Genomic DNA, 12,214 nt, shown 5'->3' with positions numbered 1-12,214 from the left:
TCATCCCGCGCCCGCGGAGGTCAAGGCTGCGCCATGCTCGACGTTATGCTCAATCAGGACCGGTTGTCCGGCGTGATAGAGGCGGCTTTCGAGATACCGGGCCAGGGCGAACCGCACGAGCACGCCGATCGAGGCCGCGATCGGTACGGCGAGCAGCAGCCCGACGAAGCCGAACAGCGTGCCGAAGGCCAGCAGCGCGAACATCAGCCAGACGGGGTGCAGCCCGGTCGAATCGCCCACGAGCTTCGGCGAGACGACGTTGCCCTCCAGGAACTGGCCCACCAGGAACACGCCGACGGTCAGGCCGAGATGCAGCCAATCGGCGGATGGCCAGAACTGGACCAGCGCCACGCCCACCGAGAGCAGGAAGCCCGTGAGGGTGCCGACGTAGGGGATGAAGGTCAGGAACCCGGCGATCAGCCCGATCAGCACGCCGAAGTTGAGGCCAACGAGCCAGAGGCCGACCGCGTAGAAGCTGCCGAGGATGAGGCAGACCAGCGTCTGGCCGCGGACGTAGCCGGTGACCGCCCCGTCGATCTGGCGGGCGAGGTCCCGCACCGTCGCCCGGTGCCGCGGAGGCACCCAGCCGTCGATCGCCGCAACCATCCGGTCCCAGTCGACGAGGATGTAGAACGCGACCACCGGCGTCACGACCAGCAGCGACGCGATCGAGATCAGCGCCTGGCTGCCCGACCACAGCGACTTCAGGAAGGCCAGGAGCCACGTCCCCGCCTGCGTCGCGAGGGTGCCGACGGAGGATTGCAGCTCGGTCAGCACATCCGCGCCGCCGACCCGTTCGAGGAGCGTACCGGAGCGCTCGGCGATGATCGCCTGGAGCCGCGACACCATTCCCGGAAGGGCGTTGACGAGGGCGACGACCTGATTGGCCGCGAGCGGAACCAGGATCAGCAGCGTCACCACCAGCGTGACGACGAACAGGGCCAGGATCATCAGGCTCGCCGCCAGCCGCCCGAGTCCGAGCCGCTCCAGCCGGTCGGCCAGGGGATCGAGGAGATAGGCCAGGGTGATGCCGGCCACGAAGGGCAGCATCACCTCGCGGAGCAGGTAAACCACGAGTCCGAAGGCGACCACGGCGGCCAGCCCGATCACAGCCCGTGTGCGCACGAAGATGCTCCCCCTGCGGACATCCGCCAGCGCGCAGAGTGGGTATGCGGCGCACGCCGATCAAGGCGCCCGCTCGGCCGACTCGCGCGCCGCGTCGTAAGTCGCTAGAGCGGGTTCCTTATCGAACGAGGTTGCGCGGGCATGACGGCCAGGGACGGCAAGGAGCCGAAGACGGGGCTGACCTACGCGGCGGCGGGCGTCGACATCGATGCCGGCAACGCCATGGTCGAGACGATCAAGCCGCTGGTGCGATCGACCCGGCGACCCGGTGCCGATGCGGAGATCGGCGGGTTCGGCGGATTGTTCGACCTGAAGGCCGCGGGCTTCCGCGACCCGATCCTGGTCGCGGCCAACGACGGCGTCGGCACCAAGGTCAAGATCGCCATCGAGACCGGCCGCCACGACACGATCGGCATCGATCTCGTGGCGATGTGCGTGAACGACATCATCGTCCAGGGTGCCGAGCCGCTGTTCTTCCTCGACTACTACGCCACCGGCAAGCTGGTCCCGGGGGTCGGCGCCGACATCGTGCGCGGCATCGCCGAAGGCTGCCGTCAGGCGGGCTGCGCGCTCATCGGCGGCGAGACTGCCGAGATGCCGGGCCTCTACGACGGCTCCGACTACGACCTCGCGGGATTCTCCGTGGGCGCCGCCGAGCGCGGCACGCTGCTGCCGCGCCCCGGCATCCGCCCCGGCGACGTGGTGCTGGGCCTGCCCTCCTCCGGCGTCCATTCCAACGGCTTCTCGCTGGTCCGCCGGATCGTCGCCAAGACCGGTCTCGCCTGGGACGCACCGGCGCCGTTCGATGCCGGTCGCAGCCTCGGCGAGGCGCTGCTGGAGCCCACCCGCATCTACGTGAAGCCGCTCCTGGCGGCGCTCGGCGCGACGGAGGGGATCCGGGCGCTCGCCCACATCACGGGTGGCGGATTCCCCGATAACCTGCCCCGGGTCCTGCCCGACGAGGTCGGCATCGCCATCGACCTCGACGCGGTGACGCCGCCGCCGGTCTTCGGTTGGCTCGCCCGCGAGGGCGGCGTCGCCGAGGCGGAGATGCTGCGCACCTTCAATTGCGGGATCGGCATGGTGGTGATCGCTGCCGCCGACTCGGTGGACGACGTCGACGAAGCCCTGACCCGGGCCGGCGAGACCCCGGTCCGCCTCGGGCGGATCACGGAGCGGGGCTCCGAGCCGGTGACCTTCAGCGGTCGCCTCGCCCTCTGATGGCGACCGTCCGCAGCCGCAGGACCCGCGTCGCCGTCCTGATCTCGGGGCGCGGCTCGAACATGGTGGCGTTGCTGGAGGCGGCGCGGGATCCCGCCTATCCGGCCGAGATTGTGCTGGTCGTCTCGAACCGTCCGGAGGCCGCCGGCCTCGCCAGGGCGGCGGCCTCCGGCATCCCGACACGGACCATCGACCACAAGGCCTTCGCCGACCGCGCCGCCTTCGATGCCGCCCTCGACGCCGCTCTGCGCGGGGCGGACGTTGACCTCGTGTGCCTCGCGGGTTTCATGCGGATCCTGACGCCGGATTTCGTCGCGTCCTGGGCGGGCCGGATGCTGAACATCCACCCGTCGCTCCTGCCCTTGTTCAAGGGTACGCACACGCACCGGCAGGCGCTCGAGGCCGGCGTGCGTCTGCACGGCTGCACGGTCCATTTCGTCGTGCCCGAACTCGACGCGGGCCCGATCGTCGCTCAAGCGGCGATCCCGGTTCGGCAGGGCGACGATCCGGACAGCCTCGCGGATCGCGTGATCGTGCAGGAACGCCGCCTCTACCCGGAGGTGCTCGCCCTGGTGGCGGGCGGCCGCGCGCGCCTGGAGGGCGATCGCGTGGAGATCGCCGACGCGGCGCCGGACGGCGTGCTGTTCAGCCTCTGAGGTCCTGTCCGGCGCCCCGATCCGGCTGATCCCGCCCCACTCCGTCGTCCTGACGTGCGACGCGGCACGACTTCGAACCGCGCGAGTCGCCGACGGTACCGGCCGTTGCGATGCCACGGGGCGGCGCGCGGCGATCCGGCGGCGCCGCGCGCCACGACGTCCCGCTTCCCCGGGTTGCTTCGCCGCGCTCGCGCGTGGGCGGCGGACCGAAGCAACCCCGCGCGCTCCTCAGACCGGGCGCTGCAGCTTGCAGCTGTCCAGCGCCGCGAGCGCCTTCGCGCGGGCAGAATCGTTGAAGTAGCCGGTGACCCGGTAGGCCTCGATCTCCGTCGCGTCGAGGCTGCGCAGCGTCTGGCGGGCGTAGCATCCGCAGGGACGCTCCAGGGATGCCTCGGGTGCGCTGGTCAGGCGGGCCTGGACGACCGTGCAGGCGTGGCGCACCCGGCCCTCGAGGTTGGACTTGGTGGCGGTCTTCAGGGCCGGATCCGGCTCGTACTGCTGGAACGGAGCCGGGGAGCCGCCCGCGAGGGCGGCGGTCGCGCCGAGGGCGAACAGTCCGGTCGCGATCAGCAGGGGCAGGCGGCGCATCGTCATGGTCGTGATGGTCCAGGGCTGGGATTGGTCAAGCTCAGCCGTTGGACTCTTCCGGGCTCCATTCCGTCAAGGACGGCTCGGTCACACAGGGCGGCATTCACCGCCCTGGCGGATGCGGTGCCGGACGATGGCGGGAAGGTGTGCCCGAGCCGCCACCGCCCTCGCCGTCAGGCGGCGATATCGGAGTCCTGGAAGAACTGCGCGATCTCCATCTTGGCGTTCTCAGCGCTGTCCGAGCCGTGGACGGTGTTCTCGCCGACCGACTCGGCGAACTTCTTGCGGATGGTGCCCTCGGCGGCCTGGGCCGGGTTCGTGGCGCCCATGACCTCACGGTACTTGGCCACCGCGTTCTCGCCCTCGAGCACCTGAACCACTACCGGGCCGGAGGTCATGAAGGTGACGAGCTCGCCGAAGAACGGCCGCTCCTTGTGGACCTCGTAGAACTTCTCGGCCTGGTCCTTGGTCATGCGGATGCGACGCTGGCCGACGATGCGCAGGCCCGCCTCCTCGATCACCGCGTTCACCGCGCCGGTCAGGTTCCGCCGCGTCGCGTCGGGCTTCAGGATCGAGAAGGTGCGCTCGGTGGCCATGGTGCGTCCGGTCTGTCTGTGGAAAAGAATGTGCGGCGCGCCGGAAGTCCGGACGCGCCGCGGCAGCGAGAATTTCGCTTCGGCGACGGGCTTATAGCGGGCGCCCCCCGGTGTCTCAAGCCACGGATCGGAACCCGACCGGCCAAGCGTGGCCGTGGCGCTGCCGCAACACCGCCGAAAAATCGCCCGATTGCGGCGGCTCAGTCGCGCATCGACCGATTTCGTCCACCCCGGGCGTCCGCAACGCCCCAATCCCGGAGACGAACCATGCGACTCGCTCTCAGCGCCGCCCTGCTTCTCACCGGCCTCTCCGCCGCTGCCGCCGACACCGGCAAGGACCCCTCCGGCACTTGGCTCACCGGCGACGGCCGCGCCAAGATCCGCATCGACCGCTGCGGCCCGGGCCAGAAGCTCGTCTGCGGCAAGGTCGTCTGGCTCAAGGTGCCGAACGACGGCGGCGCCCCCCGCACCGACCTCAAGAATCCCGATCCTAAGAAGCGCGCCCGCCCGGTGATCGGGCTTCAGCTCATCGAAGGTCTCAAGCCCGACGATGAGAAGTTCACGGGAGAACTCTACAATATCGAGGAAGGCAAGATCTACACGGTCAGCCTTGAGCGCGAGAGCGAGGCCGAACTCAGCGTCTCCGGCTGCATGCTCAAGGTGCTGTGCGGCTCCCAGACCTGGACCAAGGTGCCGGACGTGAACCAGCAGGCCGCCAACAAGAACTGACCGTCGGTCAGATCGACGCGAGGCCGCGCTGCACCGCCGGCCTCGCCAGGATGCCGTCCAGCCATCGGGCCACGTTCGGCAGGGTGGCGATGTCGACGCCCTGCTTGAAGTTGAGCTTCGCCCAGGTGAACGTCGCGATGTCGGCGATCGAGTAATCGTCGGCCAAGTAGGCCCGTCCCTCGAGCCGCCGCTCCAGCACGCCGTAGAGACGCTTGGCTTCCGCGGTGAAGCGCTCGATCGCGTACGGCACCTTCTCGGGCGCGTAGATCTTGAAGTGGTGCGTCTGGCCGAGCATCGGCCCGAAGCCCGCCACCTGCCAGAACAGCCACTCATCGACGACGACGCGCGCGCGTTCGTCGGCGGGATAGAATTGGCCGGTCTTGCGGCCGAGATACTGCAGGATCGCACCCGATTCGAAGACGGAGATCGGCTGCCCGCCCGGTCCGTCCGGGTCGACGATCGCCGGAATCTTGTTGTTGGGCGATATTGCCAGGAAATCCGCGGCGAACTGCTCGTTCTTGGCGATGTTCACCGGAACGATCCTGTAGGGGAGGCCGCACTCCTCCAGCATGATTGGGATCTTCCAGCCGTTCGGCGTGCTCCAGGTATGGACGTCGATCGGCCGCCCGGACACCGCTGCCATGCTCTGTCTGCTCCTCGACCGGATTGTCGGCGATGCGGTGGACCTCCGCTGGCTCCGGACAACCTTCTCAGTGAAGACGATTTCCCGCCCGCGCTCAAGGGTTACGCCTTGCCGCGTCTCACGTTTGCGAGAAAGGGGCGCGGTGCCTGTTGGCAGACGGCAGCACCGGCTTGCCGCGGCTGCGGTTGGGCGGCGACACTGAACACTGGGCGTCGTCGCGACGCTCAGGGGGAAATTCCGATGATCGTCCGACTCGCCAGACTCGCGGCCCTATCCGTGCCGCTCCTCGTCACGCACCCCGTCCTCGCCAAGGACGCGCCCGCGAAGGCTCCCGCGGCGACCGAAGCGCCGGCCGCCGCGCCGGCTGCGAAGCAGCCGAGCCCGGGGCAGACCGCGGCCCGCGACCGCCAGAAGAAGTGCGGCGCCGAGTGGCGCGGCCTCACGGATGCGCAGAAGACCGCGCAGGGGCCGAAATGGCCGCAGTTCTGGAGCAAGTGCAACAAGCGCCTGAAGGGTAACGACAAAGCCTGATGGATCGCGAACCGCGGCGCATTTCGACCGTTCCTTTCCCCGGAGCCGCGGATCACCGGGAGCGTGAGGTCATGACGGATCGGCCTCAGCGGCGACACTCACGGCCGCGCGCTCACCGCCGGGCCGAGCATGGCTGAGGCCGCCGCCGCCGCAGGCCGGACGCAAAGGTCGATCGTGGATCGCGTCGTCGCGGTCCTCGACGACTGGGTTCCGAAGCCGGCGGCCTGGGCCTTCGCGTTGCGCATCTGGATTGCCATGATGCTCGCGCTGGCGCTCGCCTTCTGGCTGCAGCTCGACAGCGCCTCCTCGGCCGCGACGTGCGTGGCCATCCTCGCCCAACCGAAGCGCGGTCAGGCGATCTCGAAGGCGATCTACCGGCTGCTCGGCACGCTGCTCGGCGCGGCCGTGTCGATCGTGCTGATGGCCCTGTTCGGGCAGGACCGGGTGCTGCTGCTCGTTTCCTTCACGGTGTGGCTCGGGCTCTGCGTGTTCGTCGCGCAGTACCTGCAGGACACCCGGGCCTACGGCGCGATGCTGTCCGGTTACACGGTCGCGATCATCGCGCTCGGCCAGATCGACGAACCGCAGGGCACTTTCGACGCCGCCGTCTCCCGGGTCGCCGTGATCGTGCTCGGGATCGTCGTGATCACCTTCATCAACGACGCGCTCGCCTCGCCGAGCACGTGGCGGGCGCTGCTGCCGCAACTCCGCGGTGCCTGGGACGGGACGCGGGCCTACGCCTGCGAGACGCTGACGGCGGGGGATCTCGGACCGGCGCGGACCGCGGCCCTGATCCGCACGATCGCGCCGATGCGCGCCGATGCCAGCGCCATCGCGGGCGAACTCGACGACGGATCGTTCCGCGCCGCGGGCGCGCGCAGCTGCATCGCCGCGCTCTACGTCATGGCGGCGGCGATCCGCGCGGTGGCCGCCGCCACGTCCTGCCTGCGGACCCCAGGGCCCGCCGTGGCGGAGGCGCTGGCGATCTGCCGCCGGGTCGCCGATGCGCCCGACGTCGAGATTCTCGACCGGGACGACGAGCGCCTGCGCGACCTCGTCGATGCGGCGATCCGCGATGGCCACCGACCGCTGGACGAGATCGTGGTGCTGCAGCGGGCCCTCGACTTCGTCTGCGCGGCGACCTTCGCGCAGGACGGGCTTCGCGCCCTCGCGGACGGGCACCGGCCGCTGCGCGATGCGCGCCTGCCGACACACCGCGACTTCCAGGTCGCCCTCCGGGGCGCCCTGCGGGTCGCCATCGGTTTCGCCGTGACGGCCGCGGCCTTCCTGGCGCTCGGCCTGCCGCAGGCCACCTTCGCGCTGGTTCAGGTGGCGGCGACGGCCGCGCTGTCGTCGGTCACCCCGGACCCTAAGAAATTCGCCAACGGCGTCGTGATCGGGATGTGCACCGCCGCCACGCTCGCGGGCATCGCGCGGTTTGTCTTCCTGAACGGCGTGCAGGGCTTCCCCATGCTCGCGATGGTCATGGCACCGGTCATCTTCTTCGGGTGCTTCCTGTCGCTGAATCGCAAGACCTTCGGCATCGGCTTCATCGTAATCGTATTCTTCCCCGTCCTGCTCGGCCCCGCGAACCCGCAGAGCTACGACGCCCAGACTTTCCTGCTGAACGCGTTCCTGGTGGTCGTGTCGTCGGTGATCCTGTCGATCGTGGTCCGCCTGCTCCTCCCGATCACACCCGCACAGCGGCGCGCCTTCGCCCTCGATTCGGCGCGGCGCGACCTCGCCGACGCCCTCGTCGGGGAAGGCGGCGACGCCACAACGCGCACCAGCCTGAACGCCGACCGGCTCTTCCAGTTCGCCGCCTACAGCTCGGGCAGCGGCGCCGTGCGGCGGGCGAATCTCGCGCACGCCTTCGCGCTGGCCAGGCTGGAGGCTGCCGCCGCCCGCGCGCACGCCGAGCTCCGCCGCCTCTGGCCCGCGGCGGAGCTGCGCGAATCGATCCGCCGGGCGGGCAGCGGCCTCGCGGCCGGGAACGACCGGGCGCTCGAGACGGCGGCCCGCGACCTGATCCGGGCCGCCTCGCCGGCAAGTCGAGCGGTGCGGCTCACCACGGCGCGGGCGGCGAGCGACCTCATCACGGCGGCTCGAACCATCGCGCGCCATCGGCGATTCCTCCAACGCCTCGGAATCGCGCTATTCTGACCGGGATCTCATTCGGGGCGGCCATGTACGAGGACGTTCATATCGGTGGCGTGCTGATCTCCTCGTTCGTCGCCTATGCCCTCATCGCGTTCGCGATCCTTCTCGTGCTGCGCTGGTTCTTCGCGCGCATCCGCTTCAGCCGCTACGTTGCCAATGCCCCGCTCGCCGAGGCCGGGATCTACGTCTGCGTCCTCGCTCTCCTCATCGCGTTGATCTGAATGCCCGATACGACCGCCGACGAGGACGATCCGAAGCCCGTCGCGCGCGAAGGCGCGGTGGATCGCTACGACAAGCTGCCTATCGTCAGACGCCGGGGCCGCACCGCCAAGATCCTCCGACTGGCTGCCACCGGCGTCATCCTGCTGGTGGCGGGCGTGGCGGCGGCCTACGTCTGGGCGTTCTACGTCGTGGCGCCCTGGACGCGCGACGGGACGGTGCGGGTGCAGGTGGCCAACATCGCTCCACAGGTCGCCGGCCAGATCATCGAGGTCCGCGTCCGCGACAACCAGAATGTCCGGAAGGGCGACGTCCTCTACGTGATCGACCCGATCGATTTCGAGGTCTCGGTCACCTCCGCCGACGCCGAGGTGAAGAACCGCGAGGCCGACCTGCAGGTCAAGAACGCCCAGTCGGCCCGGCGGCAAGCCCTGACCACGGTCTCCACGTCGATCGAGGAGAAGCAGCAATATGCCGGCACCGCCAAGATCGCCGAGGCGACGCTGGAGAGCGCGCAGGCGCAGTTGCGGCAGGCAAAGGTCAACCTTGAGCGCACCCAGGTGCGCTCCACCGTCAACGGCCGCGTGACCAACCTCCTGATGCGGGTCGGCGACTACGCCCGCACCGGCACCTCCAACATCAGCGTCGTCGATACCGATTCGTTCTGGATCGACGGCTACTTCGAGGAGACGAAGATGCCCAACATCCACGTCGGCGACGCGGCCGACGTGAAGCTGATGGGATTTGATCCGCACCTCACCGGGACCGTGGAGAGCATAACCCTGGGCATCTCCACCGCCAACGCGGCGGCGAGCACGCAGGGCCTGCCGGATGTCAATCCAGTCTACACCTGGGTGCGGCTCGCTCAGCGCGTCCCGGTGCGGATCAAGATCGACCACGTTCCGCCGGAAGTGCCGCTGATCGCCGGCATGACCGCGACCGTGGTGGTGAACGGCGGCCGCGCACCGACCCCGAACTGGTTCATGGATCTGAGCGCGCGCGTCTCCGCGCTGACGAATTCGGCCCACGGTCCGATCAAGGAAGCCGATCGCCGCTGAGCGGTCGCGCAGGACCGCATCGTGTTCCGATGGATGGGTCCGATGTGGCTATCATCGGGAAACGCGCCTGGGGACCATCCGCCACCGCAGCGACTTGTGTGTCGACGAGATGGTGCGCAGGCTCGGCGCCGACGGTGCGATCATCGGCGAGGTCCAGAAAGTATCGAACCTGATCCTGAACCTGAACGCCTGCGTGCAGCCCATAAGCCGGCGCGCTCCGGAGCGGGATTACAGGGTCGACCTGCGCGGGCGGCACCGACGATTCGTTCGACGGCGGTCTCCGCTGTCCGGTCGAGAACAACAGGGGTGACGGCAAATAGCTTGTGCCCCAATCAATAATCGGGAGCGCTTCGCGATCGATCCAAGGCATTGATCGGACAGGGGTGCGTCCCGGCGTTCCCGGTAGCTGGGTCAGAAAAAGGAGTTTGACCGAAAAATGGTCATTGACCGGCCCAAAAGACGGGCGCAGTCTCCAACTGTGCTTCGCGAAGGCGGGCATGGACCGATCGACAACCTTGACGTGGTCAGGTTTTGGATCGTGAACGGTCGTCAGAGGCTGGAGGAGACAGGCATGACTCCACCGCAGCGGAACGCCGCTTAGACGGGATCGGGACAGGTTCGGCCCGGCACTTAGCGGCACGACACGAGCAGCCGGACGGACGCGGCTCCAGGGGCGCAGAAGCGGCCAGAATGGCACGCCTTCGAATGCGCGAAAGGCCCCACTTTGAGCCGTTCCGCCGCGGTTTTTACACGTCAGGATCTGTTCGGCCCTCACCTGCCCGGCGGCGCCGCGGTGGGTTTTCGTCGTGGTCAGACGTCCGTGTCGGGTCCGGGAAGCTGCTATCGCGTGTGCAGCGACGATGTCGCCCGGCCTTCGCTTGGCCGTCCCGGCTTCGGAGGACACCACTGCGGCCCCGAAATGAAGGCGGAGCGGCGGTCGAACCGACCCCGGCCGAAGAACGGCGGCAGACCGACGCGTCTGAGCGTCAGCGCCGCCACGTTCGATCCGGCGACCGATCAGTCGATCCCGAGCTTCGCCTTCAGCAACGCGTTCACGGCCGCTGGATTCGCCTTGCCGCCGGTCGCCTTCATGGTCTGTCCCACGAACCAGCCCAGCAGCGTCGGCTTCTCCTTGGCCTGGGCGACCTTGTCGGGATTGGCCGCGATGATCTGGTCCACCGCCGCTTCGATGGCGCCGGTATCGGTGACCTGCTTCATCCCGCGGCTCTCGACCACGGCGCGCGGGTCGCCGCCCTCCGTCCAGACAATCTCGAACAGGTCCTTGGCGATCTTGCCGGAAATCACTCCCTCGCCGATCAGGTCGATGATCGCGCCGAGCTGCGCCGCCGAGACCGGAGTCGACTCGATGGACAGACCCTCCTTATTGAGGCGACCGAACAATTCGTTGATCACCCAGTTGGCCGCGGCCTTGCCGTCGCGATCCTTCGCTACCGCCTCGTAATAGTCGGCGGAGGCGCGCTCAGCGATCAGGACGCCAGCGTCGTAGGGCGACAGGCCGAACGCGGATACGAACCGGGCTTTCTTGGCGTCCGGCAGTTCCGGCAGGCCCTCAGCGAGGGTGTCGACATAAGCCTGGTCGAACTCGAGGGGCAGCAAATCCGGATCGGGGAAGTAGCGGTAATCGTGCGCCTCTTCCTTGGAGCGCATCGAACGGGTTTCGCCCTTGGTCGGATCGAACAGGCGCGTCTCCTGATCGATCGAACCGCCGTCCTCCAGGATCGCGATCTGACGGCGGGCCTCGATCTCGATCGCCTGCCCGATGAAACGGATCGAATTGACGTTCTTGATCTCGCAGCGCGTACCCAGCGGCTCGCCCGGTCGGCGCACCGAGACGTTCACGTCGGCGCGCAGCGACCCCTTCTCCATGTCGCCGTCGCACGTGCCGAGGTAGCGCAGAATGGTGCGCAGCTTGGTGACGTAGGCCTTCGCCTCCTCCGAGGAGCGCAGGTCCGGACGGGACACGATTTCCATCAGCGCCACGCCCGAGCGATTCAGGTCGACGAAGCTGCGGGTCGGGTCCTGGTCGTGCAGAGACTTGCCGGCATCCTGCTCGAGGTGCAGCCGCTCGATGCCCACCGTGATCGAGGACCCGTCGGCCATGTCGACCAGTACCTCGCCCTCGCCAACGATCGGGTCCTTGTACTGCGAGATCTGGTAGCCCTGCGGCAGATCCGGATAGAAGTAATTCTTCCGGTCGAAGACCGAGCGCAGGTTGATCTGAGCCTTGAGGCCGAGGCCGGTGCGCACCGCCTGCGCGACGCATTCCTCGTTGATCACCGGCAGCATGCCCGGCATCGCGGCGTCGACCAGCGAGACGTGATCGTTCGGCTCGCCGCCGAACTCGGTCGAGGCGCCGGAGAAGAGCTTTGCCCGGCTGGAGACCTGGGCGTGGATCTCCATGCCGACGATCACCTCCCAATCGTGGAGGCCGCCCTTGATCAGCTTCTTGGGGTCGACGGGTGCGTTCATGGTCGGTCCGGGCAAGCTCGTTGGGCCGTGCGCCTGTTCCCAACCCCACTCACATCCTGAGGTGCCGCGAAGCTGCCTTAAAGGAGGGCTCCAGGGGCCGGGCGGCCACTGGAAACCTCCTTCAAGGCCCGCTCGCGCGGGCACCTCAGGATGGGGGCGCAGATGGGAGCGGGTGTGGTTCGGTCACTTACGGGCCAC

13 protein-coding genes are annotated in these 12,214 nt (G+C 68.6%); 8 read left to right on the top strand and 5 right to left on the bottom strand.

What is annotated here, in order from left to right; all coding sequences use genetic code 11:
- Complete coding sequence (locus MKK82_RS23265) at nt 1–1,125, bottom strand: AI-2E family transporter (RefSeq protein ID WP_243986947.1); 1,125 nt, start codon at nt 1,123–1,125, stop codon at nt 1–3.
- Nucleotides 1,126–1,266: 141 nt separating this feature from the next.
- Between MKK82_RS23265 and purM the strand changes: the two genes are divergently transcribed.
- A complete protein-coding gene (gene purM / locus MKK82_RS23260; protein ID WP_238285417.1) occupies nt 1,267–2,346 on the top strand; it encodes a phosphoribosylformylglycinamidine cyclo-ligase in 1,080 nt (359 codons plus the stop codon).
- Nucleotides 2,346–3,002, top strand: a complete 657-nt coding sequence (purN, locus tag MKK82_RS23255) for a phosphoribosylglycinamide formyltransferase (RefSeq protein WP_238285418.1) — start codon at nt 2,346–2,348, stop codon at nt 3,000–3,002. The genes purM and purN overlap by 1 nt, the downstream gene beginning before the upstream one ends.
- Before the next feature lie 228 nt (nt 3,003–3,230).
- Here the strand turns inward: purN and MKK82_RS23250 are convergent, their stop codons facing one another.
- A complete protein-coding gene (locus MKK82_RS23250) occupies nt 3,231–3,596 on the bottom strand; it encodes a hypothetical protein (RefSeq protein ID WP_238285419.1) in 366 nt (121 codons plus the stop codon).
- 167 nt (nt 3,597–3,763) lie between these two features.
- Nucleotides 3,764–4,186: a nucleoside-diphosphate kinase gene (gene ndk / locus MKK82_RS23245; protein WP_238285420.1), complete on the bottom strand. Its 423-nt coding sequence runs from the start codon at nt 4,184–4,186 to the stop codon at nt 3,764–3,766.
- A gap of 267 nt (nt 4,187–4,453) precedes the next feature.
- On the opposite strand from ndk, the gene MKK82_RS23240 reads away from it, so the two are divergent.
- A complete protein-coding gene (locus MKK82_RS23240; RefSeq protein WP_238285421.1) occupies nt 4,454–4,915 on the top strand; it encodes a DUF2147 domain-containing protein in 462 nt (153 codons plus the stop codon).
- Nucleotides 4,916–4,922: 7 nt separating this feature from the next.
- On the opposite strand, the gene MKK82_RS23235 is transcribed toward MKK82_RS23240, so the two are convergent.
- On the bottom strand, nt 4,923–5,558 hold the full coding sequence (locus MKK82_RS23235) for a glutathione S-transferase N-terminal domain-containing protein (RefSeq protein WP_238285422.1): 636 nt from the start codon (nt 5,556–5,558) through the stop codon (nt 4,923–4,925).
- Between the two features lie 240 nt (nt 5,559–5,798).
- Between MKK82_RS23235 and MKK82_RS23230 the strand changes: the two genes are divergently transcribed.
- From MKK82_RS23230 to MKK82_RS23210, 5 genes are all read left to right on the top strand, one after another.
- The gene (locus MKK82_RS23230) at nt 5,799–6,089 is read left to right on the top strand and encodes a hypothetical protein (protein WP_243986945.1); all 291 of its coding nucleotides are present in this window, start codon (nt 5,799–5,801) and stop codon (nt 6,087–6,089) included.
- Nucleotides 6,090–6,218: 129 nt separating this feature from the next.
- Entirely contained in the window at nt 6,219–8,252 is a 2,034-nt protein-coding gene (locus tag MKK82_RS23225) for an FUSC family protein (protein WP_243986935.1), read from the top strand.
- 23 nt (nt 8,253–8,275) lie between these two features.
- Nucleotides 8,276–8,470, top strand: coding sequence for a DUF1656 domain-containing protein (locus MKK82_RS23220; RefSeq protein ID WP_238285425.1), 195 nt, complete (start codon nt 8,276–8,278; stop codon nt 8,468–8,470).
- A complete protein-coding gene (locus tag MKK82_RS23215; protein WP_238285427.1) occupies nt 8,471–9,526 on the top strand; it encodes an HlyD family secretion protein in 1,056 nt (351 codons plus the stop codon).
- A gap of 109 nt (nt 9,527–9,635) precedes the next feature.
- The gene (locus MKK82_RS23210) at nt 9,636–9,836 is read left to right on the top strand and encodes a DUF2380 domain-containing protein (RefSeq protein ID WP_238285429.1); all 201 of its coding nucleotides are present in this window, start codon (nt 9,636–9,638) and stop codon (nt 9,834–9,836) included.
- A 707-nt stretch (nt 9,837–10,543) separates the two neighbouring features.
- Here the strand turns inward: MKK82_RS23210 and gatB are convergent.
- The gene (gatB, locus tag MKK82_RS23205) at nt 10,544–12,016 is read right to left on the bottom strand and encodes an Asp-tRNA(Asn)/Glu-tRNA(Gln) amidotransferase subunit GatB (protein ID WP_238285431.1); all 1,473 of its coding nucleotides are present in this window, start codon (nt 12,014–12,016) and stop codon (nt 10,544–10,546) included.
- Nucleotides 12,017–12,214: the final 198 nt, after the last annotated feature.

The organism is Methylobacterium sp. E-046, from assembly GCF_022829625.1.
Classification (GTDB): Bacteria; Pseudomonadota; Alphaproteobacteria; order Rhizobiales; family Beijerinckiaceae; genus Methylobacterium; species Methylobacterium longum.
This window is presented reverse-complemented; position numbering and strand designations above follow the sequence as displayed.